The organism is Gloeobacter kilaueensis JS1, assembly GCF_000484535.1.
Taxonomy (GTDB): domain Bacteria; phylum Cyanobacteriota; class Cyanobacteriia; order Gloeobacterales; family Gloeobacteraceae; genus Gloeobacter; species Gloeobacter kilaueensis.
In genome coordinates, this window is the sequence record NC_022600.1 from 945592 (window position 1) to 972481 (window position 26890).

Annotated in this window: 24 protein-coding genes; 18 read left to right on the forward strand and 6 right to left on the reverse strand. The window is 62.8% G+C overall.

What is annotated here, in order from left to right; all coding sequences use genetic code 11:
* The first annotated feature begins 240 nt into the window (after nucleotides 1-240).
* The 3 genes from GKIL_RS04470 to queA all read left to right on the forward strand — a co-directional run bounded on the left by GKIL_RS04470 (nucleotide 241) and on the right by queA (nucleotide 2392).
* Nucleotides 241-669, forward strand: a complete 429-nt coding sequence (locus GKIL_RS04470) for a hypothetical protein (RefSeq protein WP_144080319.1) — start codon at nucleotides 241-243, stop codon at nucleotides 667-669.
* A gap of 168 nt (nucleotides 670-837) precedes the next feature.
* A complete protein-coding gene (locus GKIL_RS24545) occupies nucleotides 838-1077 on the forward strand; it encodes a carboxymuconolactone decarboxylase family protein (RefSeq protein WP_023172230.1) in 240 nt (79 codons plus the stop codon).
* Nucleotides 1078-1336: 259 nt separating this feature from the next.
* Nucleotides 1337-2392 carry a tRNA preQ1(34) S-adenosylmethionine ribosyltransferase-isomerase QueA gene (gene queA, locus GKIL_RS04475; protein ID WP_023172231.1) on the forward strand — a complete coding sequence of 352 codons (1056 nt, stop codon included), beginning with the start codon at nucleotides 1337-1339 and terminating at the stop codon, nucleotides 2390-2392.
* A 69-nt stretch (nucleotides 2393-2461) separates the two neighbouring features.
* Here the strand turns inward: queA and GKIL_RS04480 are convergent, their stop codons facing one another.
* Nucleotides 2462-3988 carry a phytoene desaturase family protein gene (locus GKIL_RS04480; protein ID WP_023172232.1) on the reverse strand — a complete coding sequence of 509 codons (1527 nt, stop codon included), beginning with the start codon at nucleotides 3986-3988 and terminating at the stop codon, nucleotides 2462-2464.
* 50 nt (nucleotides 3989-4038) lie between these two features.
* On the opposite strand from GKIL_RS04480, the gene coaE reads away from it, so the two are divergent.
* The gene (gene coaE / locus GKIL_RS04485; protein WP_023172233.1) at nucleotides 4039-4626 is read left to right on the forward strand and encodes a dephospho-CoA kinase; all 588 of its coding nucleotides are present in this window, start codon (nucleotides 4039-4041) and stop codon (nucleotides 4624-4626) included.
* Here coaE and GKIL_RS04490 read toward each other — a convergent pair.
* Entirely contained in the window at nucleotides 4611-5171 is a 561-nt protein-coding gene (locus GKIL_RS04490) for a DUF1997 domain-containing protein (RefSeq protein WP_187293888.1), read from the reverse strand. The genes coaE and GKIL_RS04490 overlap by 16 nt on opposite strands.
* Nucleotides 5172-5365: 194 nt before the next feature.
* Here GKIL_RS04490 and prmA point away from each other — a divergent pair, with 194 nt between their 5' ends.
* The gene (gene prmA / locus GKIL_RS04495; RefSeq protein WP_023172235.1) at nucleotides 5366-6241 is read left to right on the forward strand and encodes a 50S ribosomal protein L11 methyltransferase; all 876 of its coding nucleotides are present in this window, start codon (nucleotides 5366-5368) and stop codon (nucleotides 6239-6241) included.
* Here the strand turns inward: prmA and thiO are convergent.
* Nucleotides 6216-7268, reverse strand: a complete 1053-nt coding sequence (gene thiO, locus GKIL_RS04500; RefSeq protein ID WP_023172236.1) for a glycine oxidase ThiO — start codon at nucleotides 7266-7268, stop codon at nucleotides 6216-6218. The two genes, prmA and thiO, sit on opposite strands and share 26 nt — an antisense overlap.
* A gap of 102 nt (nucleotides 7269-7370) precedes the next feature.
* Between thiO and GKIL_RS04505 the strand changes: the two genes are divergently transcribed.
* Both GKIL_RS04505 and serA read left to right on the forward strand, forming a co-directional pair.
* Complete coding sequence (locus tag GKIL_RS04505) at nucleotides 7371-7748, forward strand: cupin domain-containing protein (RefSeq protein WP_023172237.1); 378 nt, start codon at nucleotides 7371-7373, stop codon at nucleotides 7746-7748.
* A gap of 172 nt (nucleotides 7749-7920) precedes the next feature.
* Nucleotides 7921-9501, forward strand: a complete 1581-nt coding sequence (gene serA / locus GKIL_RS04510; RefSeq protein ID WP_023172238.1) for a phosphoglycerate dehydrogenase — start codon at nucleotides 7921-7923, stop codon at nucleotides 9499-9501.
* Here serA and GKIL_RS04515 read toward each other — a convergent pair.
* The gene (locus GKIL_RS04515; RefSeq protein WP_023172239.1) at nucleotides 9498-9941 is read right to left on the reverse strand and encodes a response regulator; all 444 of its coding nucleotides are present in this window, start codon (nucleotides 9939-9941) and stop codon (nucleotides 9498-9500) included. The genes serA and GKIL_RS04515 overlap by 4 nt on opposite strands.
* Before the next feature lie 178 nt (nucleotides 9942-10119).
* Here GKIL_RS04515 and GKIL_RS04520 point away from each other — a divergent pair, with 178 nt between their 5' ends.
* Nucleotides 10120-11613, forward strand: coding sequence for a sensor histidine kinase (locus GKIL_RS04520; protein ID WP_023172240.1), 1494 nt, complete (start codon nucleotides 10120-10122; stop codon nucleotides 11611-11613).
* Here the strand turns inward: GKIL_RS04520 and GKIL_RS04525 are convergent.
* A complete protein-coding gene (locus GKIL_RS04525; protein WP_023172241.1) occupies nucleotides 11610-12035 on the reverse strand; it encodes a response regulator in 426 nt (141 codons plus the stop codon). The genes GKIL_RS04520 and GKIL_RS04525 overlap by 4 nt on opposite strands.
* A gap of 287 nt (nucleotides 12036-12322) precedes the next feature.
* On the opposite strand from GKIL_RS04525, the gene GKIL_RS04530 reads away from it, so the two are divergent.
* The 8 genes from GKIL_RS04530 to GKIL_RS04565 all read left to right on the forward strand — a co-directional run bounded on the left by GKIL_RS04530 (nucleotide 12323) and on the right by GKIL_RS04565 (nucleotide 21871).
* Nucleotides 12323-12853: a phycobiliprotein lyase gene (locus GKIL_RS04530; RefSeq protein ID WP_023172242.1), complete on the forward strand. Its 531-nt coding sequence runs from the start codon at nucleotides 12323-12325 to the stop codon at nucleotides 12851-12853.
* A gap of 45 nt (nucleotides 12854-12898) precedes the next feature.
* Nucleotides 12899-13372: a HEAT repeat domain-containing protein gene (locus GKIL_RS04535; RefSeq protein WP_187293889.1), complete on the forward strand. Its 474-nt coding sequence runs from the start codon at nucleotides 12899-12901 to the stop codon at nucleotides 13370-13372.
* A 198-nt stretch (nucleotides 13373-13570) separates the two neighbouring features.
* Complete coding sequence (locus GKIL_RS04540; protein WP_041243721.1) at nucleotides 13571-14602, forward strand: glycosyltransferase family 9 protein; 1032 nt, start codon at nucleotides 13571-13573, stop codon at nucleotides 14600-14602.
* Entirely contained in the window at nucleotides 14592-15674 is a 1083-nt protein-coding gene (locus GKIL_RS04545; protein WP_023172246.1) for a glycosyltransferase family 9 protein, read from the forward strand. Before GKIL_RS04540 ends, GKIL_RS04545 begins: the two co-directional genes overlap by 11 nt.
* Nucleotides 15668-16897 carry a PucR family transcriptional regulator gene (locus tag GKIL_RS04550; protein ID WP_023172247.1) on the forward strand — a complete coding sequence of 410 codons (1230 nt, stop codon included), beginning with the start codon at nucleotides 15668-15670 and terminating at the stop codon, nucleotides 16895-16897. Before GKIL_RS04545 ends, GKIL_RS04550 begins: the two co-directional genes overlap by 7 nt.
* A 145-nt stretch (nucleotides 16898-17042) precedes the next feature.
* Nucleotides 17043-17906, forward strand: a complete 864-nt coding sequence (locus GKIL_RS04555; protein ID WP_041243722.1) for a sigma-70 family RNA polymerase sigma factor — start codon at nucleotides 17043-17045, stop codon at nucleotides 17904-17906.
* Complete coding sequence (locus tag GKIL_RS04560) at nucleotides 17903-18802, forward strand: hypothetical protein (protein ID WP_041243723.1); 900 nt, start codon at nucleotides 17903-17905, stop codon at nucleotides 18800-18802. Before GKIL_RS04555 ends, GKIL_RS04560 begins: the two co-directional genes overlap by 4 nt.
* A gap of 84 nt (nucleotides 18803-18886) precedes the next feature.
* Nucleotides 18887-21871 carry a tetratricopeptide repeat protein gene (locus GKIL_RS04565; RefSeq protein WP_023172248.1) on the forward strand — a complete coding sequence of 995 codons (2985 nt, stop codon included), beginning with the start codon at nucleotides 18887-18889 and terminating at the stop codon, nucleotides 21869-21871.
* A 103-nt stretch (nucleotides 21872-21974) separates the two neighbouring features.
* On the opposite strand, the gene GKIL_RS04570 is transcribed toward GKIL_RS04565, so the two are convergent.
* On the reverse strand, nucleotides 21975-23852 hold the full coding sequence (locus GKIL_RS04570) for an ABC-F family ATP-binding cassette domain-containing protein (protein WP_041243724.1): 1878 nt from the start codon (nucleotides 23850-23852) through the stop codon (nucleotides 21975-21977).
* A 185-nt stretch (nucleotides 23853-24037) separates the two neighbouring features.
* On the opposite strand from GKIL_RS04570, the gene GKIL_RS04575 reads away from it, so the two are divergent.
* Together GKIL_RS04575 and GKIL_RS04580 are read left to right on the forward strand one after the other, a co-directional pair.
* On the forward strand, nucleotides 24038-24988 hold the full coding sequence (locus GKIL_RS04575) for a glycosyltransferase (RefSeq protein ID WP_023172250.1): 951 nt from the start codon (nucleotides 24038-24040) through the stop codon (nucleotides 24986-24988).
* A complete protein-coding gene (locus tag GKIL_RS04580) occupies nucleotides 24985-26883 on the forward strand; it encodes a glycosyltransferase (protein ID WP_023172251.1) in 1899 nt (632 codons plus the stop codon). The genes GKIL_RS04575 and GKIL_RS04580 overlap by 4 nt, the downstream gene beginning before the upstream one ends.
* Nucleotides 26884-26890: the final 7 nt, after the last annotated feature.

A 26890-nucleotide genomic window follows, 5' to 3' on the forward strand; every position in this document is an offset into this window, starting at 1 on the left:
TCGGTGTTCGATTCCCCTCAGCTCCACTTCTTAAAAGCCGCTCAACGAGCCAGATCCGGGCTTTGAGCGGTTTTTACGCATTCATCCAAGTGTTGCAATTTATCGTTAGATTGATCTGTTCAGCTAATGGTAAAGTTTTTTCTTGATCCTGTAGCGATCTGGAGGATCCTCTCTATCCTGTTTGGCATCCGCTATCCCTCCTCCTCAGGTGGTTGGCGTGAAGTCGGAGGTGTCAAAATCATGATCGCTCACACGTACGTCGCCCTTGCTCTGCAGACGGCGATGCAGGCATGGAGCGGCGATAGTATCGCCCTTAGAAGATTGAATCTGGCAGCGGCCAGGCTCGGCCATCGCATCGATGCAGATGATCTGGGCGAACTGAAGGCCCATTCCCAGTGGTTAGAAAATCTGGCCTGGGGTCTTAAGGAACTCGAAACCGAGCTTCCCAGCCTCACATCTGTCCAAAACTACGTGGCTACCGCCCTGGATCTCTCACTGAGGGCCTGGGCGGGCGACGACGAAGCTTTCGCGTTGCTCAACAGAGCCGCCGAGATGACCGGCAGCGGGAGCGTCTCAAGCGAGCATCTAGCAGAGATCAAGCTGCATTCTCAACTACTTGAGAATATTGCCTGGGGCCTCAAAGAACTGGACAGCGAGCCGGCGCTCTAGAAAATAGAGTCGATGATTCTGCTGCCTGAAAAGTTAACTGTCGAGAACCGCCAGATCGAGCTGTTGCAGGCGCGACGACCTCTCCGTGCCTGATCGTCAGTTCCACGACGATGAGTAGCCCTCCAAGAGGAGCGACGATTCCCACCGAGCCGTTGACGAGGACGGGCTGTGCGAACCGGTGATCGTTCAGACCCGGTAGCGGACGAGATCTGGCAGGAAGCTGCCCGGTGCTACAGCGAGCCGGTACTTGCCGCCCTGCTCGTCGAAATTGCCCTGATCAACGCCTGGAACCGGCTCAACGTCACTATCGGCCAGGTAGCAGGTCCAATTCAGCCCCTCACCCCCCGGCCCCCTCGCCCACAAGGGGCGAGGGGGAGAAAGCCTGTGTTCCTGCGGACAAAACAGTGACTGCCCCACCGAGCCGCCACAGACTCGGCGTCGGGGGGGAGGGTGAGGGGGCCACGGGTGTCCCCCTCACGCGGGGCGGGGGGTTTGGGGGGAGGGCGCGAAGGGCCCCTCCCCCCGATGGTTTTGTTTCCTCAAAGCAGCTCAACCAAAAGAACCCCTCCCCCCGATAACCTTTTCTCCCAATTCAAAACTCTCACCCAAAAAGCCGCCCCCGACAACCGCGTAGCGCCCTGCGCTGGCGGTGTGCCACGATTCGAGCATGAACGATTCTGCCCACACGAGCGAGCTGGACTTGCTCACCGAAAGTTACGCCTACGAACTACCGGAGCGCTGCATCGCTCAAAACCCGGTCGAGCCCCGCGATCACTCGCACCTGATGGTCGTCCGGCAGAGCGATCACACCCATCGCCGCTTCTTCGAGCTGCCGGAGTTGTTGCAACCCGGCGATCTGCTGGTGCTCAACGACACGCGGGTGATCCCGGCCCGTCTATTTGGGCGCAAAGCTACCGGCTCCAGAATCGAAGTGCTGCTACTCGAACCGCGCTCCGAGCGCCAGTGGCTGTGTCTGCTCAAGCCCGCCCGCAAGCTCACAGCAGGAAGTGTCATCGACTTTGACGGCCTCTTGAGCGCCACCGTTCTTGAAAGCGATCCGGCCACCGGTGGGCGCTGGCTGGCATTCGACGGCAAAACCGACTTCGAGTCAGCCCTGCACAAACTCGGCCAGATGCCCCTGCCCCCTTATCTCAAGCATTCCACCGCCCGCGCCGAGCAGTACCAGACCATCTGGGCCAGCCGACCGGGGGCAGTGGCCGCCCCCACCGCCGGACTGCACTTCACATCGGAACTATTGACCCGGCTGAATGAGCGGGGCATCGAGCAAACCCAGATCACCCTGCACGTGGGCCTCGGCACCTTCCGGCCCGTCCAGGCCGCCCATATTCTTGCGCACCAGATGCACAGCGAGTGGTATGAGATTCCCGAGGCAGCCGTCGAAGCGGTGAGGCGCACGCGGGAGCGGGGTGGGCGGGTGATCGCGGTGGGGACCACCAGTGCCCGCGCCCTCGAAAGCGCCGGCGAGGACGGTACGCTGCGTTCCGGTTCCCGCCGATCGGAGTTGTTTATCTACCCCGGCTACCGCTGGCAGGTCGTGGATGGCCTGCTCACCAACTTTCACCTGCCGCGATCGAGCCTGCTGATGCTGGTGAGTAGCCTGGTAGGCCGCGAACGGTTACTCGCCCTCTACCGCGAGGCCATCGCCCAGGGCTACCGCTTCTACTCCTTTGGCGATGCGATGCTCATCTTGCTGGATGGTTGAGAAAGTGGACTACCGTCCTGGCGTACCTATTTGACAGGGTGATAGAAAAGCTGAGATGCCTGCTGCGTCTTAAGTCGTTTTTGCTTTTAGAGGACTGGACGTACTTGCAGCGACCAGTTCGGCAGTGCGCTCGGGTTCTACCAAAGAATTGACACAGAGGATGGCGGAGGCAGCGACGGCAGGCAGCCCGATGCCAGGCAGGGTGGTGTCGCCTACCCGGTACAGGCCGGTAATCGGTGTGGCGGGGCCAGGAAAGGTGCCGACGGCAGGCATGATCGCGGGGCCATAGCTGCCTTGAAAGCGGCGCAGGTAGCGCGCGTGGGTGAGGGGGGTGCCGATCAATTCGAGGACGATGCGATTTTTTAGATCGGGGATAATCCGCTCGATCGCCCGGTAGAGAGGAAGGGCGCGCTCGCGCTTGCGCTCGTGGTAGCGATTGTCGCGCTGCCAGGGGGCAAAGGGTTCGAGGCTGTAGGCGTGGAGGACGTGGTGTCCGGCGGGAGCAAGATTCGGATCCCAGACACTCGGAATCGAGATCATGCAGGTGTGGCCAGGATGCGTCAGGGGGTCGGCATGGACGACGACGTGATGGCCGCTCAAACTTTCAAGGCCCTCGGCGCGAATGCCCAGGTGCAGGTGCATGAAGCTATCGACGGCAGGCAGGGCGAGGGCTGATCGCAAAAATGCCGGATTCAACGCACCGGCGGGCACAAGCTTCGTGTAAGTGTCCCAGAGGCTGGCGTTGGAGATGACGACAGGAGCATCGAGGCGCTCGCCGCCGACAAGCTGCACTCCTGCTACCCGGCCCTGTTCGATCAAGATGGTCTGAACGTGGGCTCCCAGCCGAATTTCGCCGCCCCAGCGCTTCAGGGCGCGCACGAGCGCTTCGACGATCGCTCCACCGCCGCCTATCGGGTAGTCGATGGGCGATCGGCAGCGCTCGCCCCACATAAAGGCAAATTCGGGAGCGACCGTGCCGTGGGCGGTGAGGCCAGAGAGCAAAAAGCATTCGAGATCGACCAGGCGGCGTACCCAGGGATCCCTCACGTCGCGATCGAGGATCTGGCCGGTGGAGCTGCGCAGATCCCCCACCAGCGTCAGCAATTTAAGCGTCTGACCCAGGTAGGTGCCCAGCAAAGTCGCAAGCAGGCCCAGATCAGCTCTTAAAGAGAGAATCGGAATGTCGGCGAGCGCTTCGTACATCGGTAAAAGCCGCCGGGCAAAGCGCTCGAACTGGCGGGCTCCCGCTTGGGTCACCCCGGCGATGGCCCCGCTGTAGCGCCCGGCATCACCAAAGACAGCGAAGCAACTGTCTGGAAAGTGATAGTGGGCGAAGGGGCTGTAGGGCACCGTCGGCAGCGATTCGCCCAGAACAGCCAGGATCTGCCGCAGGGGATTGAGGCTTTTTGGATCGCCCAGACCACAGTGAAAGGACGGTCCTGAGTCGAAGTGAAATCCCTCGCGCCTAAAGGCGTGGGCGGCTCCCCCGGCGATCGTGTGGCTTTCGCAGACGAGCACCCGGCGACCGTGGCGGGCAAGCAGGGCCGCTGCGCACAGACCGCCGATGCCGCCCCCGACGATGATCGTGTCAAACATATGGTCATTGTCCCGTAGGCTGACAGAAAGACCAACAAAGGACGGCCAGGATGCGGGTAATTGGCCTTACAGGCGGGATCGCTACGGGCAAGAGCACCGTGGCCGCACTGCTCGCCCGTCGCGGGGTGAGGATTGTGGACGCCGATATTCTGGCGCGCGAAGCGGTGGCACCGGGAAGCCCGCTTCTCGATCAAATCGTCGCCCGCTATGGGCAAGGGATACGGACAACCGCTGGAGCCCTCGACCGCGCTGCCCTTGCCCAGATTGTCTTTGCGGACGCGCAGGAGCGCCGCTGGGTCGAGGCGCTCATCCACCCGTACGTGCGCGAGCACCTGGAGCGGGCGATCCAGCAGACAGCTGCCGGGGATGTGCTCTGCCTGGTGGTGCCCCTCTTGTTCGAGGCCCGGATGGGTGATCTGGCAGGAGAAATCTGGGTAGTCAGTTCCAGCCCCCGGCTGCAGCGCGAAAGGCTCAAAAGCCGCGACGGGCTCAAAGACGATCAGATCGAAGCGCGGATTGCAGCCCAGATGCCTCTAGAGCAGAAGGAGCGACTGGCGACGGTGGTGCTCAAAAACAACGGCGACCTGGCGGATCTGGAAAAACAGGTGGAGGCTGCTCTGGATCAGGCGTTGACTTGAACGGCGGAATTTTGCCAGCGCCGGAAGTCCTGTTCGAGCGACTTGCTCAGCCGGTCGCGCAGGATCCACAAAAAACTTTCGAGAATCGTGCGCGCCGCACCGGTGAGCACCGGCTCCGCCACAAAGGCCAGAAAAGGCGGCGTCGGAAAGCTGGCGGACGCTTCGGCCCAGCCCTCCATCGGGGTGCGCCCACCGCTCATCGCTTCGAGGGTGGTGAGGTTGGCACGAAAATCGATTTTGAGATTTTTGACCAGCCAGGGATGTCCCTGCAGGCGATAGTCGATGAGGCGCGCCCAGGCCCGGCCCTGCTCGTCAGCGCCAATCTCCAGCTCAGCGGTCGGCTCGATCGCAAGCCCCATCCAGGTGAGGGGGCGCACCCGCAGTTGAAAGTGATCCGGCCCGATCTGAGCGATGCGGTCGGGTGGAAAGCCACAGTGCAACAGCCGCTCGGGATCGCTTACGTAGCGGCGCACTGTGTCGGGAGGGGCAGGAAGCGAAACATTGAGCATCGCCCGCGCCGTAGCCTGAATTGCGCTGGTCGTCACATCCACCACCGGAAATTGCCCGTTGAATACATTAATGATACTTTTTATTGCTTCACAATGCTGCATCGCTGGGGAGAACGATGCGGTTGCACTCAGCGACCGGAACGGGGTATTGCTGAAGTGTAGCCGGGAAAGCGGTTCTGCGAAAGACCGTATTTCCTGATACATGTCCAGGAGAATAAGCGAGGCAGAAATTGAAATACCTGTGGGCAGTGCAGATCGAGACGGCTGCGGAGGCTGCCGACACGGAGGTGGAGGAGACGCTCTACTGGTACCTGACCGAACTGGGTCTTCCCTTCGTCGAGCGGGAACTGGTGGGAGGGCGGATGCAATTGCGGGGCTACCTGGCGGGGGAGACCCAGGCGGCGGTCCTTGAAGCCTGGCGCACCCACGTCGAGCAACAGATGGGTGGTGCCATCCGCATCGACTGGCAGCCGACGGCGATCCAGGACTGGCAGGCGGCCTGGCAGAAGCACTGGCAACCGATTCCTGTCGGCGAGCGGCTCGTCATCTGGCCACGCTGGCTAGCCAATCCGCCCCGCGACCGCCTCGTCATCCCCCTCGATCCGGGCATGGCCTTCGGCACGGGCGAGCACGCGACGACGCGGCTGTGCCTGCGGGCGCTGGAGGCTGAGCCGCAGTTGGGCCGCTTCGCCGACATTGGCTGCGGTTGCGGAGTGCTCACCGTCGCCGCGCTGCTATTAGGAGCAGAGTCTGGTTGGGCCGTCGATATCGACCCGATCGCCACAGCTGCCACCCTGGCCAACCTCGAACTCAATCGCCTCAGCGACCGGGCGACGGTGCTCACCGGCAGCGCCGGGGTGCTGCAAGGGCCGGTGGACGGTACTGTGAGCAATATCCTGGCGGAGGTGGTAATCGATCTGGCTCCGGAGTACGCCCGGTTGGTGCGACCGGGGGGCTGGGGCATCTTCAGCGGCCTGCTCGTCACCCAGGCAGACAGGGTGAGTGAGGCTCTATCAAAGCAGGGTTTTCAGCTGGGGCAGCGGCTGGAGGAAGGGGGCTGGTCCTGCCTGACGGGGCACTTCACGGGCAAAAGCGCCGGTAGCTGAAGGGGGCGAGCAGCGGTTGCGGCTCGCCGGTGACAATCTCGCGGGCCAGCAGGCGGGCGGTAATCGGCGCAAGGAGAATGCCGTTTCGGTGGTGGCCGGTGGCCAGATGCAGGTGTGGCCACGGCCCCTGGCCCAACAGGGGGGCAGCGTCGGGGGTGGCGGGCCGGAAGCCCCACCACTGTTCGACGAGCGGACAGTCGGCCAGACCGGGCACCAGGGCGAGGGCGTTTGTGAGCAGGGCGTGGATGCCGGCGGCGGTATTGCCCGGCTCGAAGCCCACCTGCTCCTGGGTGGCACCGACGACGATTCGCCCGTCCCGGCGAGGAACCAGATAGACGCCCTCGCCGTAGAGCACCGTGCGCAACTGCTCCGGCTGACTTTTAAGAGCGAGCATCTGGCCTTTAAGGGGCTGGACCGGTAGATCGAGCCAGGTGCCGGACCAGGCTCCCTGGGCGAGCACGAACCGATCGGCGCTGACGAGCCCGGCGTCGGTAGTAACTGCCCGCAGGTCCGGATCTGCCGGGCCAAGGACGTTCACTCCCGACTGTACCGCGATCCCCAGCCGTTCAGCCGCCGCCCGCAGAGCGACGAGCACCCGGCGATTATCGACTGCGCCTTCTTTTTCAAACCAGAGCCCGCCTGCAATGGTTTCGCAGATACCGGGGATGTGGGCCAGTACCTCCTCGCGTTCCCACCAGCATCCCTCGCCCAGGGCGATGTTCTGTTTTTCGACTGCTTCTTTATTCTGGGCAGGCAACAGGACGCCGCAGCTGCGATAATCGACCGGCTCACCGCTCGCTTCTTCTAATTGGGCGGCCCAGGCGGGCCAGAGCGCCCGGCTCGCCAGTCCCAGATCCAGGAGCGCACCCCTCAGCCCTTCCGCCCGTGGGGCGATCATCCCTGCCGCCGCCCAGGTGGCCGGTGAATGGCCCCGATCGAGGACGAGCACTTGCGTCGCTCCGATCCTGTGCAACTCGATGGCCAGGGCGAGGCCGACAATCCCACCGCCCAAAATGACTATTTTCACCGCCGAACAACCCGATCCTGGGTGGTACCCTGCTATTCTGTTCCAGTGTGGGCCGCGCCGTCATCGGTGGCCCTTCCAGCGATCTGTCGAGGACTACCGAACATGGAAGCTCCAGAAATTTCTACGATTGCCGCCACGACGATTCGTCCCTGGGGATCATTTACGGTCCTTGAGGAGGCTCCCGGTTACAAGATCAAGCGCATCGAGGTCAAACCGGGCCACCGCCTCAGCCTGCAGATGCACCACCACCGCTCCGAGCACTGGATCGTCGTCTCAGGTACTGCCCGCGTCACCTGCAACGAGCGCATCGAACTCGTCCACTCCAACCAATCGACCTACGTGCCGCCCTGCGCCTCGCACCGCCTCGAAAACCCCGGCGTCATTCCGCTTGTGATCATCGAGGTCCAGAACGGCCAGTACCTGGGCGAAGACGACATCGTTCGCTTTGAGGACGACTACAAGCGCGTCGGTCAGGCTTGATCCCGAAAATTGCCTTAAAGAAGTCTATCCGGGCAGAACCCTGCCCTAAAGTGTAGGACAAGATACCTCCTAACTGCGTCCTTATGCCCCCGCTACTTTCGAGCAGCAGGGGCTCTTTATTGCCTGAGTGTAGGTAGAATCAGAAGGCATTTTTTGTTTGAGCGGTGATTGCATGCCCAAGGTGCTGGTCAGTGACGCGATCGATCAAGTCGGCGTCGATATTCTTTCTCAGGTCGCTCAGGTAAGCTACGAGCCAGAATTGAGCCCGGCCCAGTTGCTTGAGAAAATTCCCGAGTACGACGGGCTGATGATTCGCTCCGGAACCAAAGTCACAGCCGAGGTGATCCAGGCGGCAGGACGGCTGCGGATTATCGGTCGTGCCGGTGTGGGCGTCGATAACGTCGATATCCAGGCAGCCACCCGCAAGGGCATCCTCGTCGTCAACTCCCCCGAAGGCAACACGATCGCCGCCGCCGAGCACGCGATTGCCCTGATGATGGCCCTCTCGCGCCACATCAGCGAGGCGAACGTTTCGCTCAAAGCCGGCAAGTGGAAGCGCTCGCAGTTTATCGGCGTCGAGGTCTACAAAAAGACGATTGGCATCGTCGGCCTCGGGCGAATCGGCTCGCACGTGGCGCGGGTGGCCCGTGCCCTGGGAATGCAGATCGTCGCCTACGACCCTTATATTTCGGCGGAGCGGGCGCAGCAGTTGGGGGCGCGCCTGGTCGATCTCGAACAGCTCTTTCACGAAGCCGACTACATCACACTGCACGTGCCGCGCACGCCGGAGACCACCCACCTCATCAACGAGCGGACCCTCGGCTTGATGAAACCCAGCGTGCGGATCATCAACTGCGCGCGGGGCGGTCTCATCGACGAGCAGGCGATCTACAGCGCTCTTAAAGAGGGCCGCATCGCCGGGGCCGCCCTCGATGTCTTTGAAAACGAACCGCTGGGCGAATCGGACCTGCGTAGCCTGGGGCGCGAGGTGATTCTCACGCCCCACCTGGGGGCTTCGACCGAAGAAGCCCAGACCAACGTCGCCATCGATGTCGCCGAGCAGATTCGCGACGTGCTCCTGGGCCTGCCCGCCCGCTCGGCGGTGAACATTCCGGGCCTCAGGCCCGAGGTGATGCAGGAACTGAAAGCCTATCTGGAACTGGCGGAGACCCTGGGCAACCTGGTGGGCCAGCTGGCAGGCGGACGGATCGATGCGCTCGACATTCGCCTGCAGGGCCTGCTCGCTGCCAAAGATGCCCAGCCCATCGTCGTCGCCGCCCTCAAGGGTCTGCTCACCCCGGCCCTGCGCGAGCGGGTCAACTTTGTCAACGCCTTACTGGAGGCCAGAGAGCGCGGCGTCCGCGTCACCGAGACCCGCGATTCGTCCTTTGCCGACTACGCCGGTTCGATTCACCTGCTGGCACGCGGACCGGAGGGCGAGCGTTCGGTGACAGGAGCCCTGTTGGGCGAAAACGAAGTGCGGATCACCAGCATCGACGACTTTCCGATCAGCGTCGCCCCGAGCCGCTTTATGCTCATCACCCTCCACCGCGACATGCCCGGCATTATCGGCAAGGTGGGGTCTTTCTTAGGCTCCCACAACGTCAACATCGCCGGAATGCAGGTGGGCCGCAAGATGGTGCGCGGCAATGCGGTGATGATGGTCTCCCTCGACGATCCGCTGCCGGAGGGATTACTGGGGGAAATCGAGTCGGTGCCGGGTATCCGCAAAGCTTACACCGTCAACCTCTAGCGCCCCTCCGAGTCGAGGGAAAAAAAATCCAGCTCAAGAGCCTGCAGCATCCCGAGGAGGGCGTTGACGCTGATGGGCTTGATCAAATAAGAATTGGCTCCCAGCTCAAAGGCGCGGTTGTTGTCGATTTCAAGTTCCGAACTGGAGATGATCACCACCGGCAACCGCTTGTAATTGGGGTGCTGCCGGATCCAGGCCAAAAGCTCAAAGCCCGAGAGGTTGGGCATCTTGATGTTGGACATCACCAGCACCGGCAGCGGATAGCGCGTCCGATCGGCGTAGGGCTCCTCACCGTCGAGATAGCGCAACGCCTCGCAGCCATCCGCCACGACCTGCAGATCGCAGCTGATCTGGCCTTTTGCAAAGGCCCGTTTTACGAGTAGCACGGCGGCAGGGTTGTCCTCGACCAGCAAGATCGTGCGCAATAGAAGGTTCGTCATCGGCGGTGCCCTTCCTCCGAACCTGATCTCCCTTCACGGTAAAGTAGCAAACAACGGGTTGCGTGCATCGATGGGACAGAATCTTCGTCCCATCATACGAAAAACACTCCTTTGCGCAGACTCGATACGCCCAAATCTAAAGCAAAGTTGAAGAAGAAGCGTCCTGCCGCCAACACCTATGCATAGTTCCGAGCTGCGCATACTGCTCATCGACGACAATCCCACCGATCGTTTGCTGGCTATTCGAGAGTTATCGCAGGAGTTTGACAACCTCCAGGTCGAGCAGATCACCGATCTGGCCGGTTTCGAGCGGGCGCTGACGGAGGAGCCCTTCGATGCGGTGATCACCGACTACCAGCTGCACTGGGGCAACGGTCTGCAGGTGCTCCAGCAGGTCAAAAGCCGCTCCTCGGACTGTCCGGTGATCATGTTCACCAACAGCAGCAATGGGGAATTAGCAGCGCAGGCGATGAAGGCGGGCCTCGACGACTACGTGACCAAATCGCCCAAACAGTACATTCGGCTGGCAGGAGCGGTGCGCTCCGCCCTCGAATACAGCCACGCCAACCGGCGCGTTCTGCTGTTGCAGGCCCGACTGCAGACGCTGCTGGGCCAGCTGCAGATCGGGGTTTTTCGAGCAACCGCCTCCGGACGATTGCTCGAGTGCAACAGCGCTTTTTTGCAACTGCTGGGCGTCGATCCAGACGAGGTGGTACAGCAGCTGCCTTTTGAGGAACTGTATCGGCTGCCCATCGGCGAGACGACACACTGGACGCGCGAGCTTCTAGTCGAGCGGGCGGATGGCACCAGTCTCTGGGTGCTTTTGAGTGCAACCCTCACCAGCAACAACGGGGAACGGCTGATCGATGGATTGCTCGAAGACATCAGTGCCCGCAAGCAGGCGAGCGCCGAACTCGAGCGCCGCGTGCGCGAGCGCACCGCCCAACTGGAGGCAGCCAACCAGGAGCTGGAGGCATTTTCTTACTCGGTCTCCCACGACCTGCGCGAGCCCCTGCGCAATATGCAGGGATTGGCCCAGGCGCTATTAGAAGATTTTCCGGAACAGCTCTCACCGACTGCCCACCAGTACGCCCAACTCATCGTCAGCTCCGGCCAGCAACTCGACGTTCTCATCCAGGAATTGCTCGCTTACAGCCGCCTGGGCCGGGCCGAGCTGCCGATTCAGCCCATCAACCTGAACGCGGTCCTCAGCAGTGCCCTCGCCCAACTGGAAGCAAAGCTGCTGGAGGCGAACGCCGTGATCGAAATCGAGGGCACTCTGCCTATTGTCCTCGGCCATTTCAGCACCCTGGTGCAGGTCACCTTCAACCTGCTCAGCAATGCGATCAAATTTGTCGCTGCCGGCGTCCAACCACAGGTCCGCGTCCGGGCCGAGTGGCGCACAAGCAGTACCCGGCAGCAGGCAGTCCTCCCGATTCGTCTGTGGGTCGAGGACAACGGCATCGGTATCGCCCCTGTGAACCATCAGCGCATCTTCCGCGTCTTCGAGCGGCTGCACGGCGCAGAAAGTTACCCCGGAACCGGCATCGGCCTTGCCATCGTGCGCCGGGGCGTCGAAAAACTGGGCGGCAGCGTCGGCGTCGAGTCAGCCCTGGGCAGCGGCAGCCGCTTCTGGCTGGAGCTGTCGGCAGCTGAGCAATCGAGCCGCTAGGTGGCACCGATAGGCGCGCCAAAAGAAGACAGCACCTCGGCGACGATATCGACGGACAGCGGTTTGACCAGATAAAAGTACGCCCCCAGGTCGTAGGCGCGATCGATCTGGCGGTTGCCGTGGCCAGTGATGACAATTACGGGCAGGTCTTTAAGGGCCGGTTGCTTTTGAATCCAGCTGAGCAGGTCCAGACCCGACAGGCCCGGCAGACGCAGATCGGTAACCACCGTATCCGGCAGGGGAAAGCGCTCGCGATCGGCGTAGGAACCCCGGCCTTCGAGGTAGCCAATCGCCTCCTCCGCCGAACTGACCCGCCGACATTCGACCCCCTGGTTCGCCTTGCAGAAAGTCCGCTCGACGAGCATCGAATCGATGGAATTGTCCTCGACCAGCAAAACAAATGTCCGCCTTGTGTCTCGCATCTCGCTCACCGCTTGCTACATCGTTGCTTTATTTGCAAATCAGCTTGGCTATCTGCTCCAGTCTCTGCTACCTCCCCCAGCCGGCAGCACTATCTAAAGAGAGGTTCTATCACTCATTCAGGGGATCTGCGTCCCGGTCCCCAGACGAGACACCCTCTCTGCTTCTCAAGCAGGAGAGATGGCTGTCGTATTCTGTGGCTTTGTATAGAGCAAGGCGAGGACCGGCAGTGCTACGCTATAGCTAATAAAACTTCACACTAAAGCTGCCAGGATACGGAGTAACTCGCGTGACGACGACATTGCTGCAGACTGCCGAATCTTTAATTGCCCGTTTCTTCCAGCACTCTGCGGGCCACTGGCGCTCCGAGCGGCGCTATTACACGCTGCCGGAGGGACCGACCCAGGAGATCGAGAGTCTGATCGAGGTGGCTTTTTTAGAGGCAGGCAGCGACGACCTGCTGCAGCTGGCCCAGCTTCACAATCTACCCGAAGACGGCAGCCTCGTCTGTGGAGCGCGGGTGAGCTGGCAGAGCAATGCCAAAATCGGCGGACGCGAACAATCCCAGGGCGTCACCGTCTTTGGTGCGCTGGGTGATCTGCTCTACCGCGATCGAGGCTTTGCCATCCACACTCCAGTCACCGCCCACTACAGCTTTACCAACCCCGATAGGCTCTGTCTGCGCACCGAGTACGGCGGGTCCGTATTCGAGGAAGAGATTCGGCTGGTGGGCGAGCGCTACCGCACGCGCCAGACGATCATCTCGCGCGCAGGCGAGCAAAAGATGATCGGCCAGTATCTGGAGACGCGCCTCGGTTGAGCTGGAGCACGGTACACTGCTAGGACGGGTGTGCAGGAAGATAGAGTGCGTCGAAGCGTCCCTTTTGTTTTGCTGGCTTTTTACATCGCGGTTCTGCCTGTCCGGGCCCAGAGCGTTGAGCAGACGCGCATCGCTTCACTGAGTGCGCGCTTGAGCGACCCGGACGTGCGTTCGCGTCAGCAGGCGGTAACAGCACTCAAGTACATGGGGGCAGCGGCAAAGGAAGCGTTGCCCGCCCTCCAGAACGCCATCGAGCGCGACCCGGACATGAACGTGCGGATGGGAGCCGTTCGTGCGGTCGGCAACCTCAAGGCGGCGGCGCGCGAGGCAGTGCCCTCGCTGGTGTTTGCCCTGCGCGACAATCAAGCCTGCCTGCGTCAAGTGGCGGCTATGGCCCTGGGCCTGATTGGACCGGATGCAAGGGGAGCGAGCGCAGCACTGATGGCGCTGCGCCAGGACAGCGATCCCCTGGTCCGACACAGCGCCGAGGACGCCATTGCCAGGATCGGCGGCCACTGAATCGAAGCTTTTTTGAAGATCCAACTTCCGACAGAAGAGCGCTTGCTGAGTGGGTGTTTTAGTAAGCCTAATACTGCAATTTGGAAGCGTCTGTTGGACAGCCATCTTACAGTGAGCAGTCCTGGAAAACCCGGCTGACAAAAAACCTAGCCCATGCATGTCCGAGAAACTATCTCGCTCGGCAAAATATTAGTGTGTATGAATACCAGTAATAGCAGCAGCTTCTTTGACCGTCCACGGCCTCCAGGTCGCGTCCTGGTTCTGCGCGCCCTGCAACTCGGGGATCTGCTCTGCAGCGTTCCGGCGCTGCGGGCGCTACGCCGGGCCTGGCCCAAGGCTGAGATTGCCCTGGTGGGGCTTGCGGAAGCAAAAACGTTCGTCGAGCGCTTCGGCGCTTATCTAGATGAGCTGATCGTTTTGCCGGGCTTTCCTGGACTGGTCGAGCAACCGGCGCACACCGAGGCACTGCCGGCGTTTTTGGAGACTGTGCAGCGGCGACAGTTCGACCTGGCGCTGCAACTGCACGGTAGCGGCTCGATTACCAATATTCTTGTCGAACTTTTTGGAGCAGGACAAACAGCGGGATTCTACCTGCCCGGTGCTTACTGTCCCGACGAGCGGACGTTTTTTTCCTATCCGGAGCACGAGCCGGAGGTGCGCCGCCCCCTGCAGTTGCTCTCTGCCCTTGGATTGCCCCTCGCAGGCGAGGAGCTGGAATTTCCCCTCCTGGCGGACGACCGGCGGGCGGCAGCCCGGCTGATGGCCACCCTCGGGCTGGAGCCGGGCCGCTACGTCTGCGTCCATGCCGGAGCCCGCGATCCGAAGCGCCGCTGGCCCAGCCGCTTTTTTGCGCAGGTGGCAGATTGGCTGGCAGCGCTTGGGCTAGCGATTGTTCTGACGGGCACCGGCGAAGAAGCATCCCTGACTGGGGCGGTGGCCCGGCAGATGCACTACCCGGCTTTTAACCTGGCTGGTCAGACCACCCTCGCTACCCTCGCCGCCCTGCTTGAGAGCGCTCGGCTGCTGGTGAGCAACGACACCGGCATCTCGCACCTGGCAGCGTGTCTGGCGGTTCCGAGCGTCGTCATCTTCAGCGCCTCCGACCCGGCCCGCTGGGCACCCCTCGATCGCGAGCGCCACCGCGTCGTGCTGCCGGGAGCCGATCCCGCCGTTGTCGTGGCCCAGGGCGAATTGCTGCTAGAGCGGGAGTGGCGGACCAATGCAGCCTGATTGGAGCAACGTCCGCCGCATCCTGGCAATGCGCCTCGACAACATCGGCGATGTGGTCATGCTCGGGCCTGCCCTGCGCGCCCTGCGGGATGCTCTGCCAGAGATGCATCTAACGCTGATGGTCTCCCCAGCCGGAGCGCAGATCGCCCCGCTGCTGCCCTGGATCGACGAATGTCTGGTGGAGCGGGTGCTCTGGCAGGACGCTTCGGCCCGGCTGCCCTTTGCGCCTGAGCGCGAACACTCCCGCATTGCCGCCCTTGCCGGTGGCCACTTCGACGCCGCCTTTTTCTTTACGAGCTTCTCCCAATCACCCCATCCCCCCGCCTTTGCCTGTTATCTGGCCGGTATTCCCGTGCGCATCGGCCAATCAAAAGAATTTGGCGGTGGTATGCTCTCCCATGCAGTGCTGCCCCCTGCCGACAGTCTCCATCAAGTCGATCGCAACCTCCACCTGCTCGCTGGTGTCGGAATTAAAAGTGCGGCTCACCCACTGGAACTGCACGTTCCCGAACCTGTCCAGGCCCAGGCGGACGCGCTGCTCACTGCGACGGTAGGGCGGAGCGATGAATTTATCGCCCTCGCTCCCGGTGCCAGTTGTGCAGCCCGGCGCTATTCGGCCACTCGCTTTGCCCAGGTGGTTCCCCTGCTGGAAGCGCATACCCGGATGCCTGTAGTCGTCCTGGGCAGTGCCGCTGAGCAAGCACTCTGCGAGCAGGTCAGCTCGCTGGGCGGCGTGTCCCTGGCGGGCCGGACGAACCTCGCCCAGATGGCTGCCATCCTCCGCCGCGCCCAGCTGGTCATTGCCAACAACTCCGGTCCCCTGCACATCGCCGACGCCTTTGCCAGGCCGATGGTGATCCTCTACTCCGGCAGCGAACTTGAAAGCCAGTGGCGGCCCCGCAGTAGCCCGGCCTGTCTGCTGCGCGTACCTACCGCCTGCTCGCCCTGCTACCGCTTCGACTGCCATGAGCAGCTGGAGTGCCTGGAAATTGATCCGCAAGCCGTCGTCGGCGCGGCTCTGGAACTGCTCTCGTCCGGCACACTGGTGACGGCTGGGGGGAAGCGATGCTGACGCGCGAATCCTTCGAGCAGATGGCGGCGGTGATCGTCGATCGCATCGGGCAACTTTTGCGCACCTGGGTCTGCGTCGTCAACGAGCGGGCCGTCGTGATCGAAGCGAGTGCCCCCTTCAGCTCGGGCCTACCTCTGGCTTTGGGCGAGCGGCCCGACTACCTGCGCATCCCGCTGCAACTGGAACGCCACACAGGCGAGGTGATCGTCCAGTTGCCGGAGGACAACCGGGTGATCGCTCCTCATCTGGCACGGGAGCTGGTGGAACTCATCGTCCACCAGCTGGTGATGGCGGCTTTGCTGCCGGACCGGCACGAGCTGAAGAACAAGTTCATCCACGACCTTCTGTGTGGCCCGGCCCGCGACGAGCCGACCATCCTGCGCGAGGCGCAGATTCTCGGCATGGACCTGGGTCGTCCGCGCACAGTGCTCCTCATCGACGCCGCCAAGTACATCCTCACAGCCCAACAGCCCCGGCAGCCCGAACGGGCACAGGAGCAGATCCGGCAGCGGGCCGAGCGGGTGATCGCGAGCATCGTGAGCTTCTTCCAACTACCGAGCGACACGATCTGCGCCTACATCGGCCAGGGGGAAGTGGCCGTGCTCAAAGCCAGCAGCAGCCAGGATCTGCTCGGCTGGACCTCCAGCTTTGAAGGCGAGCTGCCGCACACCGCCTGGGCCGATCTGGCCGCCCTCAAGCGGGCCGGTCAGGCGCTTTTGCTCAGGTTGCGCAGCGACACTGCCACCTCGGTGAGCATCAGCGTCGGTCGCTATCACCCCCGCCTCGAAGGACTGGCCTGCTCCTACAACGATGCCCGCGCCGCCCTTTCCCTCGGGCGGCGCTTCCACGGCCACAACCGCGTCCACTGCCTCGACAGCCTGGGGATCGCTGCTTTTATCGGGATCATAGACGAGTCGATGAAGATTGACCTTGCCCGCCACCTGCTCAGCCCCCTCGACCGCGAGCCGGAATTGCTCGAAACGCTGCGAGGCTTTTTTCAGACCAACTGCTCACCCTCCGAGGCGGCCAGTTCTCTATCGATCCACCGCAACACGCTGAGCTACCGCCTCGAAAAGATTGCTTCCTTTACGGGCCTCGATCCGCGCCACTTCGACGATGCTGTTCAGATTCGCCTCGCCCTGCTGTTGCGCACCCTGCCTTCCGAAGCCACTGCCCTCAGCACCGACTACCCCCGGCGATTGGCCGACGCTTCCGCCAGTTGAGAACAAATTGCGAGTAGAAGACGATCCGCTGGCTGCTGCGCGCTAGCCTTAACCAACTCAGACACGCCGGTTATACAAAAGTAGGTGTCGCCTGACCTTCTGGTATCCACCGGCACCCTGTAGTTTGAACCTCTCAGGACGTTGGATGGCTGAGCGCCGATCGTGGTTTTTGCGGGCGGGCCTCGGGGAGCCGGGTCAACCTGAGCCGTCCCTGCAAGATCTGGCCCTGCGCCTGCAGCCGCTCATGGGTGAACGGATGCGGTTGATTGCCGACACCGCACTGACTCCCCAGCGGCGCACCGAGGGTCTATTCAGGCTCGAGCGCGAGGCGGAACGCCTGGGCCTGCGGCGCTTTAACCAGAAACTCGAACAGCTCTGTCGAGCGTATTGCGCCCGCAAGGGAGCCAGCCGCTCGGGACGGTTCGACACCGAAGCCTTTACAGAAGACGTTCTACTGCTCACCTATGCCCGCCTGTTTCACTTCGACCCCACGAAGGCCAACTTTATGACCTGGCTGGGTTCTCATATTCTTTTACGGGTGTATACAACTATGCAGCGCTCTATCGATCCCACCTGGCAGCGTCCACAAGCCACTACCGAACGGGGCCGACAGGAGCAGTGGACGGCCAGAGCCCTTGCCTATCCCCGCTCGCTGGATGGCGTAACGCCTGTCTCGGCGTTCGAGCCGGAATCCGGCGTCGATCCTGGCGAGACGATCGGGGCGGGTGAGGCGAGTGCAGAAGCCGAACTGCTCGAAGAGCACTGCCGCGAGCGCTTCCTGCGCGCCCTCGAACGCCTCGACGACGCGGAGAAGGCGCTGCTTACCCGCGCTTATCTCTACGGCGAGTCCCAAAAAGAGATAGCCCAATCGCTGGGCCGTACCCGTGCCCGCGTCTGCCAGCGCCTGCGGGCGATTGCGGACAAGCTCGCAGTCCTGCTCGGGGAGGACTTTGAGCCGGACTGCGGCAATACGGCTTTTTGCGCTGCGCTGCGCCAGGAGAAAGTATGAAACCCAGAAGCTTTGCTGACTCTCTGCGCGAGGCGTTGCCGGAACTGATTCGCCGTTCCGGCTGGCAGGGGCTGCCGGACGCCTTGCCACCTGGGGAGCAGGCCAACGCCGAGGAGCAGGCACTGTGGCAGCAACTGGCGGCGGAAGTGGACGCACCGAGGCGATCGTGGATACAACGATTCGGCGCGCTGCGGCTGGCTTCACTGGCGACGGGAGTGGTGGCTGCCAGTTGGGTACTGCTGGTCGTAATCCCCAAAATGCCCTTTGTTGCGGACAAGCCAGTGCCTCCGGAGCCTGAGGCGACGCGCCCACTCAAAAGCCCCGCAAGACATTCTGTTTCTTCTTCCGGCGGTACCCGTTCTCTGCCGATAGACCCGGACCGGACGGCAGGCAGTTTTAAGCCAGAGACGCGGCAGGCAGCGCGCTTAGAGCAGCCTAAAAAAAGCGATCTCTCCAGCAATGCAGGCAACAGGTATTCTTCTCTCCCCCCGCGAGCGGCAAAAAGCAAGACAGCTTCTGCGCCGACGACGGGCGGGCTTGCTGACCAGATGCGCAGCCTCGAAGATGCTCCGATCACCTCTGACGCTTCCTCAAGCGCGCAGGGCCTGTGCCAGGCATTGACCGCCCAGGCTCCGGTGCCCACCAATCTGGAGGGTTTTGCCCTGGTCGAGGTGGTCCTTGCTCCCGGTGAGGCCGCCGACGGTTCGACCAGGACGCTCATCTCCGGCGGCGAGCAGATAGACCAGTTCATCGAGCAGGCGCTGGCGAAACTGGCAACGGAGGGGCGGGCGGGCAGTGGCGGGCGCTACAGGGTGACGCTGGAGACCGCGCCGCGCCGCTGGAGCTGTAAGGAAGTGAGCGATGATGCTCCCGGAGCCGGGGCAGGGGGAGCTTAAAGCGCGGCGAGGAGGGTGGCCGGGAATAAAAATAGATGCGTAGTACGCTCAGAGTGCATATCCTCCAGCCACTGGATCTAAAAGATGCTCAGATTGACCGGGACGATGGGCTCCTTCCTTGTTTCAGGCTGCAAGGTCCGCCACTGGGTCTGTGTCCTCTCTCTCGTGACGAGCCTGGGCCTCTTCTTGTCACAGGCGGCCCTGGCGCAACCCGCATCAGCCCCAGGAGCAACAGAAGCACCGGCGGGAGAACTGGCAGAGGCAGAGCAACTGTATCAGCAGAGCCTGAAGCTGCGCGAAGCGGGCAAGTACGCCGAAGCTCAACCTCTGGCCGAGCGCGCTCTGGCGATTCAGCAAAAAATTTTGGGACCAGAACACCTCCAGGTCGCTCGGAGCCTTGGCGGTCTGGCCAACCTGTACAGGGACCAGGGTGATTACGCCACAGCGAAAACTCTGGCCCAGCGCGCTCTGACGATCCGTGAAAACGTTCTCGGAACCGATCACCCGGACGTGGCCACCAGCCTCAGCAGCCTGTCTATCCTGTACTGGAAGCAGGGAGAATACGCTACTGCCGAGTCCCTCCAAAAGCGCGCTCTGGCGATTCGCGAAAAGGTACTCGGACCAGAAAATCTGGAGGTGGCCAATAGCCTCAACGTCCTGGCCGTCCTGTACTGGCAGCAAGGCGAATTCTCCACTGCCGAGTCGCTGCAAAAGCGCACCCTGGCGATCCGGGAAAAAGTCCTGGGGCCGGAGGACACCCAGGTAGCCTACAGCCTCGATAATCTGGCCATCCTCTATCACAGCCGGGGCGACTATGGGATCGCCGAACCCCTTCAAAAGCGTGCCCTGGCCATCCTGGAAAAAAACCTCGGGCCGGAGCATCCGGAAGTTGCCAGAAGCCTTCACAACCTGGGGGATCTCTACGCCTTGCTGGACGATTATGCCAGAGCCGAATCGCTGTACAGGCAGGCTTTAGCGGTTCGAGAAAAAGTTTTGGGGCCGGAGCATCCGGATGTCGCCAGAACCCTTCACGCCCTGGGAGAGGTATACGCGCAACAGGGCAATTACACCGAAGCCGAACTTTTCTACCGGCGCGCCCTGGCCATCCAGCAAAAAGCACTGAGGCCAGGGCATCCGGAGGCGGGTTACAGCCTTCAACACCTGGGCAACCTGTATTGGGAACAAGGCAAGTACAGTGCCGCCGAAGCGCTCTACCAGCAGGCGCTGGCGATTCAGCAAACCGCTTTCGGCCCAGAACATCCCAACGTCGCCGATGCTCTCTACGACCTGACGACCCTGCGCCTCGGACAGGGCCGGGTAACGGACGCCCGCCAGAACCTCAGTCGGACCCTTCAAATTCAGGAGTACAACTTTTCTTTAAATCTCGCCTCCGGCTCGGAGGAGCGCAACCGCGCCTACCTCGCCTCCCGCAAGGAGGCGGTCGATCTGGCCACCTCGCTGCATCTGCGGTGGGCACCGGACGATCCTCAAGCTGCCCGCCTTGCCCTCTCCGCTGCCCTCGCCCGCAAGGGTCGGGTACTCGAAGAGGCGTCTGCGACACTTGTCCGCCTGCGCCGCCACCTCGGTGTTCCCGGCCAAAAGCAATTGCAACAGCTGGCCGACGCCCGTTCGCAACTGGCTTCCCTGGTCTTCCGGGAGCCGGATGCCTCACCGGTCGAGCAGTACCAGAGCCGAATCGCCGAATTGCGCGATCTCACCCGCCAGTTGGAGGACTCCCTCGCCCAGATGGGGGCAGAAGCCGGTGCCCACCTGCGCGATCTCACCCGGCCCGTCACCCTCGAAGCGATTCAACGGGCGCTGCCCAGGGATGCGGCGCTGGTCGAATTTGTGCTCTATCGGCCCTTCGAGCTGAAAGCCGCCAGACCCTCAGAGCACTTCGGTCCACCCCGCTACGCCGCCTACTTGCTGCAACCATCCGGCCCACCGATCGGGGTAGACCTCGGGAAAGCTGAACAGATAGACGCGCTGGTTTCCTCCTGGCGGGCCTGGCTCCTTGATCCTGCTTCTCCTGCCGATGGCCCCGTAGGCAAGATTGCCCGCGTTCTGCACGAAAAGCTCTTTGGAGCGCTGGCAGGCAGATTAAAAGCGAAGCATCTGCTGATTGCACCGGATGGCCAGCTCAACACGGTGCCTTTTGCCGCCCTGGTGGCCAGGGACGGGCGCTATCTGCTGGAGCGGCACACCCTCACCTACCTCGTCTCGGGGCGGGAGTTGCTCCGGCTAAAACAAGCGGCTCCCATGCCCCAGACCGCCCCGCTGGTGGTGGGTGGGCCAGACTTTGGCCGTGCCCAGGCAGGCAATGAGCTTGCTACCCGCTCCCCCAAATTGGAGGCTGGATACGCCGAGACACCAACACCCCTCACAGACAACCCCCGCTCCTTAGATCTGGCGGGCTTTGCTGTGCGTCCGCTTCCCGGTGCGATTGTCGAAGCGCAGGCAGTCACCCGATTGCTGGGAACCGCCCGGCTGCTGACCGGCCCCGAGGCAACCGAGAACGCCCTGAAGGCGGCCCGCTCCCCGGCGGTGCTGCACCTGGCCACCCACGGCTTTTTTCTCCGGGACAAGGATGCTCTTAAAGCAGAAGCCGGCGCGCAGGAGCCGCTTTTGCGCTCGGGGGTGGCACTCGCCGGCTTTAACGCCCGCTCCTCGGGCCGCGAAGATGGCGTGCTCACGGCGTTAGAAGTGCAGGGGCTGGAGCTGGAAGGCACGCGGCTGGTGGTCCTCTCCGCCTGTGACACCGGCTCAGGACCGGTCCTGGTGGGCGAGGGACTCCAGGGGCTCAGGCGTTCGCTGGCTCTAGCAGGCACCCGCAGTCAGGTGCTGGCGCTGTGGCAGGTGGGGGACCGGACGACGGCGAGGCTGATGGAGCAATTTTATCGGGGACTGGCGGCGGGGGCTGGCCGTTCGGAGGCGCTGCGGCGCTCACAGCTGGAATTGCTGAGGACAACCGGGCGCACCCATCCGTACTGGTGGGCTTCCTTTGCCCTTTCAGGCGACTGGCGACCGGTTAGTTTTGTCTATCGCTCGCCACCCCAGTCTGAACCCTGACTGCTCATCCTCATCTAAATCAGCAGGCACTGTCTGCTAATTCCGTCCGAGTCCATGGGTGCAATGCCTGTCATAGTTTCCAGGGGAACCAGTTTACTGCTACTCAACTGTCCCGCTCGGCGAGAGCCAGCCAGCGCTCGGTGGCGGTGTCGAGGGTGTGGGTAAGTTCACCCATCTGGACAGCGATCGCCCTGGCGCGGTTGAAATCACCGGCAGCCTGCTGCAGGCTCTGTTCGAGGGCAGTGCGCTCCGCCTCCAGTTGGGCAATTTGATTTTCGAGATTCACCAGTTCGCGCTTTTCTTTAGAAGAAAGCTTGCCGGTAGCCGGAGCCGGTGCAGTCGGGGCGGGCGCTTTTGCTGTTGCACGAACAGGTATCTGGCGGGTCTGCTCCAGTGCCCGGCGGCGATCGAGGTAGACGCTGTAGTTGCCGGGGTACTGGCGGATCTGGCCGTCCGGCTCAAGGGCAAAGATCGTGTCTACGACCCGGTCAAGAAAGTAGCGGTCGTGGGAGACAGCGATCACACAGCCGCCAAAGTCTTCGAGATAGTCTTCGAGCACCGAGAGCGTCTGCACGTCGAGGTCGTTGGTCGGCTCATCGAGGATGAGCACGTTGGGGGCGGCCATCAGTTCGCGCAACAAAAAAAGCCGCCGCTTCTCGCCGCCTGAGAGCCGAGAAAGGGGTACGTACTGCTGATTTGGAGAAAACAAGAAGCGCTCGAGCATCTGGGAGGCGCTGATCGTCGAGCCGTCGGCAAGTTTGATCACCTCGGCCACCGCTTTGATGTAGTCGATTGCCCGCTGGTTGTCGTTCATCGCCGCAAGCAGCGCCTCCGAGTGCTGGTCGAAGTAGGCGATCTGAACGGTGGAGCCAATTTCGACGCTGCCGGAATCGGCGGTCTGGCGACCGGCGATGATGTCCATGAGCGTCGATTTACCGGCTCCGTTGCCGCCAATTACTCCGACGCGCTCTTCAGGGGTGAACTTGTAGCTGAAGTTCTTGAAGAGGATCCGGCCAGCGTGGGCTTTGGAGATATTCTCCAGCTCAATCACTTTTTTGCCGAGGCGGCGGCCCGCAGCAGCGATCTCGACTTTGCCCGCCACCTGCTTGAACTGCTGGTTCTGGAGGGCGAGGACGCGCTCGATGCGCGCCTTCTGCTTGGTGGAGCGCGCCTTTGGACCCCGCCTCAGCCACTCCAGTTCGCGGCGCAAGACTCCCCGGTGCTTGCGCTGGCTGCTCGCCGCCGATTCTTCGGCGAGCGCTTTTTTTTCGAGATAGTAGCTGTAGTTGCCCGTATAGCTAAAAAGTTCGCCCCGATCGAGTTCGAGGATGCGCTGTGTCACCTGATCGAGGAAGTAGCGGTCGTGGGTGACGAGCAGCAGGGCTCCTCGAAAGCGGACCAGATACTCCTGCAGCCACTGCACCGCATCGGCGTCGAGGTGGTTGGTCGGCTCGTCGAGCAACAGAACGTCCGGTTCGCTCAAAAGCGCGCTGGCGAGGGCGATGCGCTTGCGGTAGCCGCCCGAGAGCGTCCCGATTCTGGCCTCCGGATCGGCGATTCCGAGTTTGTCGAGGACGATTTTGGCTCGGGTCTCCAGCTCCCACGCACCGGTAGATTCCATCCGCCGGGTGAGATCCGCGAGCGCTGTGCTGTTATCGGCCCTGGCCACAAGTTGTTCGTAGGCGCGCACCAGTTGGCCCCGCTCGCCGCTGTCGGCAAAGACCTGCTCGATTGCCGTGTGCTCCGGATCCAGCTCCGGTTGCTGGGGCAGATAGACGATCCGCGCACCGTGGTTGATCGCGATCCGGCCTGAATCTGCTGTTTCGATCCCGGCGATCAATTTGAGCAGGGTCGATTTGCCCGAGCCGTTGGTGCCGATGAGCCCGACGCGCTCGCCGGCTTCGAGGCTGAAACTTGCCTCCTGGACAATCAGCTTCAGACCCAGGCTCTTATGGACCGACTGCAGCGAGATCAGGCTCATAGACCCCCAGCGCATTGCTCCCTGTCCATCGTAGCGGCGGGCAGTGGAGTACCTGAGCGATTGTGCAAATGCCCAAGGGCGTCCGCCTGTCCACCTCAAGATGCTGGGCGGTTGCCCGATGTATTGGCCGGGCGAATTGCCGAAGATGATCCCAGAGGCGCAAGTCCTCCATCGAGGTCGATCCGATGCGCATTCTCACCTGGCACGTCCACGGCAGCTATCTTTATAACCTGGCGCACGTGCCCTGCCAGTGGCTGCTGCCCGTCCGTCCGGGCCGCCCGGAAGGATACGGTGGCCGGGCCAGTCGAGAAGATTGGCCCGGTCAGCTCATCGAGATCGATGCCAAAGAAGTGCGCCACACCCGCTTCGACGGCATTCTCTTTCAGTCGCGCCGCAACTGGGAGGTGGACCAGTACGAACTGTTGAGCGCAGCGCAGCGGCGTCTGCCGCGCTTTTACCTCGAACACGATCCGCCCAGGGAGCACCCGACCGATACGCGCCATCCCGTCGATGATCCGGGGGTCGTGCTGGTCCATGTCACCCCGTTTAACGCCCTGATGTGGGACAGCGGGCGCACCCCGACCCGGATCATCGATCACGGCGTCGCCGTGCCGCCGGAGAGTGTTTATAGCGGTGAACTGGAGCGGGGGCTGGTGGTGCTCAACGGCCTGGCCCACCGGGGCCGCCGGTTGGGGGCAGACATCTTCGAGCGGGTGCGCCGGGTCGTCCCCCTGGATCTGGTTGGCATGGGTTCAGAGGAACTGGGCGGTCTGGGGGAGATCGACCACCGCGCCCTGGCGGCCTTTGCCTGCCGCTACCGCTTTTTCTTTCACCCGGTCCGCTACACCAGCCTCGGCCTGGCGGTGATCGAGGCGATGCTGCTCGCTCTGCCGGTGGTCGCCCTTGCCACCACCGAACTGGTGACAGCGATCGAAAACGGACGGACGGGCTACCTCGATACTGACATCGACCGGCTGATCGTCGCGATGCGCCGTCTTCTAGCCGATCCTGAGGAGGCCCGGCGCGTCGGTGCCGCTGGACGCGAGGCTGCCCTGGCGCGCTTTGGGATCGAGCGCTTTGTGGCCGACTGGCAGCACCTTCTGGCTCCAACCCCACTCAGCGGGCAACGAAAATGAAACGGATTGCTCTGATTAGCGAACACGCCTCGCCCCTGGCGAGCCCCGGCAGCGTCGATAGTGGCGGCCAGAACGTCTACGTCGCCCAGACCGCCCGCCACCTCGCGGCCCTCGGCTACGCGGTGGATGTCTTCACCCGCCGCGACAGTGCGCAACTGCCCGAGATCGTCGAGTGGCAGCCGCAGGTGCGGGTGATCCATATCGAGGCCGGTCCCGCCACCTGGGTACCCAAAGAAGACCTGCTGGCGCTGATGGACGCCTTCGAGGCGGGTGTGCTGGGCTACTGCCGCCAGTACCGCTACGCGCTGGTACACGCCCACTTCTGGATGTCGGCGCTGGTGGCGGCGAATATCAAGCGTCTGCTGGGCCTGCCCTTCGTCGTCACCTTCCACGCCCTGGGCCGGGTGCGCCGCCACCACCAGGGCGAAGCGGACCGCTTCAGCCAGGTGCGCTTTGAAATCGAGGAGCGGATCGTGGGTGAGGCGGACCGGCTGATCGCCGAATGCCCCCAGGACGAGGAGGATCTCATCTGTCTTTACGGGGCGGACCCGGAGCGGATCGTGCTCATCCCCTGCGGCTTCGATCCGGCAGAATTTTCGCCGATGAGCAAGGAACTGGCCCGCGCCGCCCTGGGCTACGAGCGCGACGAGCGGTTGCTGTTGCACCTGGGCCGCCTGGTACCGCGCAAGGGCATCGACACGGTGATCCGCGCCTTTGCCCACCTGCAGCACCACCACCGGCTGGTGGCGCGGCTCGTGATCGTAGGTGGCGAGAGCGAGCGGGCCGATCCGGCCCATTCGCCGGAACTGGCCCGGCTGGTGAACCTGGCGCGCGAGCTGGAGGTGGCTCAGTCGGTCCACTTTACCGGGCGGCGAGAGCGAGCGGTGCTGCGCCACTACTACAGTGCGGCGGATCTGTTTCTCACCACGCCCTGGTACGAACCCTTTGGGATCACCCCTCTGGAAGCGATGGCCTGCGGTACGCCGGTAATCGGTTCTAACGTCGGCGGCATCAAGTTCAGTGTCCGCGACAACGAGACCGGGTATCTGGTCGCTCCCAACGATCCGGTGGCCCTCGCCGATCGGGTCGCCTGGCTGTATGCCCATCCCCAACTGCGCGCCCTGATGAGCCGCCGCGCCACCAGCCGGGCGACGGATCTGTTTAGCTGGCGGCGAGTGAGCGAGGCGATAGCCGATCTCTACGAGCAGGTGATAACGGGTCCGATCACCCTGGAGGCCCGACAGGCCCTGGGTACGATCGACGCCAGTTTTGCCGGGGCGATCGAAACTTTGGGCCAATCCCGGCAGCGGCTGGCCCGACCGCTGCTGGTTCTGGCAGAAAAATTGCACGCCTGCTTCAAGAGCGGGGGCAAGGTGCTCGTCTGCGGCAACGGTGGCAGCGCCGCCGACGCCCAGCACTTCGCCGCCGAGTGCGTCGGTCGCTTTAAGTGCCCTGGTCGGGCTGGATTGCCGGTACTGGCCCTCAGCGCCGACAGTGCCTTTCTCACCGCCTGGGCCAACGATGTCGGCTACGAACAGGTCTTTGCCCGCCAGGTCGAGGCTTTTGGCCAGCCGGGGGATCTGCTTTTTGGCATCAGCACCAGTGGCCGCTCGCTCAATCTGGTGCGGGCCTTCGAGCGGGCCCGCGAGCGGGGGCTGAGCACCGCTGCCTTGCTCGGAGGAAGCGGTGGCCCCCTGCGCGATCTGGCCGATCTGGCCGCAGTCGTGCCCTCCACCGACACCCAGCACATCCAGGAAGTGCAGATTGTCCTCATTCATCTGCTGTGCGAACTCGTCGAACAGCGGATGCAACCGGCTGCCATCCCCGTCGCCGATACACCGGCGCTGCACCTGTGGGATCATCCGCGCCGCCGGATCGCCGTTCCCTTTGAATAGGAGCACT

What these genes read in the sequence shown, in the direction of transcription:
- GKIL_RS04470 (WP_144080319.1), top strand. Translation starts at nt 241, where the DNA reads ATGATCGCTCACACGTACGTCGCCCTTGCTCTGCAGACGGCGATGCAG.
- queA (WP_023172231.1), top strand. Translation starts at nt 1,337, where the DNA reads ATGAACGATTCTGCCCACACGAGCGAGCTGGACTTGCTCACCGAAAGT.
- GKIL_RS04480 (WP_023172232.1), bottom strand. Translation starts at nt 3,988, where the DNA reads ATGTTTGACACGATCATCGTCGGGGGCGGCATCGGCGGTCTGTGCGCA.
- coaE (WP_023172233.1), top strand. Translation starts at nt 4,039, where the DNA reads ATGCGGGTAATTGGCCTTACAGGCGGGATCGCTACGGGCAAGAGCACC.
- GKIL_RS04505 (WP_023172237.1), top strand. Translation starts at nt 7,371, where the DNA reads ATGGAAGCTCCAGAAATTTCTACGATTGCCGCCACGACGATTCGTCCC.
- serA (WP_023172238.1), top strand. Translation starts at nt 7,921, where the DNA reads ATGCCCAAGGTGCTGGTCAGTGACGCGATCGATCAAGTCGGCGTCGAT.
- GKIL_RS04515 (WP_023172239.1), bottom strand. Translation starts at nt 9,941, where the DNA reads ATGACGAACCTTCTATTGCGCACGATCTTGCTGGTCGAGGACAACCCT.
- GKIL_RS04520 (WP_023172240.1), top strand. Translation starts at nt 10,120, where the DNA reads ATGCATAGTTCCGAGCTGCGCATACTGCTCATCGACGACAATCCCACC.
- GKIL_RS04525 (WP_023172241.1), bottom strand. Translation starts at nt 12,035, where the DNA reads ATGCGAGACACAAGGCGGACATTTGTTTTGCTGGTCGAGGACAATTCC.
- GKIL_RS04540 (WP_041243721.1), top strand. Translation starts at nt 13,571, where the DNA reads ATGAATACCAGTAATAGCAGCAGCTTCTTTGACCGTCCACGGCCTCCA.
- GKIL_RS04545 (WP_023172246.1), top strand. Translation starts at nt 14,592, where the DNA reads ATGCAGCCTGATTGGAGCAACGTCCGCCGCATCCTGGCAATGCGCCTC.
- GKIL_RS04550 (WP_023172247.1), top strand. Translation starts at nt 15,668, where the DNA reads ATGCTGACGCGCGAATCCTTCGAGCAGATGGCGGCGGTGATCGTCGAT.
- GKIL_RS04555 (WP_041243722.1), top strand. Translation starts at nt 17,043, where the DNA reads ATGGCTGAGCGCCGATCGTGGTTTTTGCGGGCGGGCCTCGGGGAGCCG.
- GKIL_RS04560 (WP_041243723.1), top strand. Translation starts at nt 17,903, where the DNA reads ATGAAACCCAGAAGCTTTGCTGACTCTCTGCGCGAGGCGTTGCCGGAA.
- GKIL_RS04565 (WP_023172248.1), top strand. Translation starts at nt 18,887, where the DNA reads ATGCTCAGATTGACCGGGACGATGGGCTCCTTCCTTGTTTCAGGCTGC.
- GKIL_RS04570 (WP_041243724.1), bottom strand. Translation starts at nt 23,852, where the DNA reads ATGAGCCTGATCTCGCTGCAGTCGGTCCATAAGAGCCTGGGTCTGAAG.
- GKIL_RS04575 (WP_023172250.1), top strand. Translation starts at nt 24,038, where the DNA reads ATGCGCATTCTCACCTGGCACGTCCACGGCAGCTATCTTTATAACCTG.
- GKIL_RS04580 (WP_023172251.1), top strand. Translation starts at nt 24,985, where the DNA reads ATGAAACGGATTGCTCTGATTAGCGAACACGCCTCGCCCCTGGCGAGC.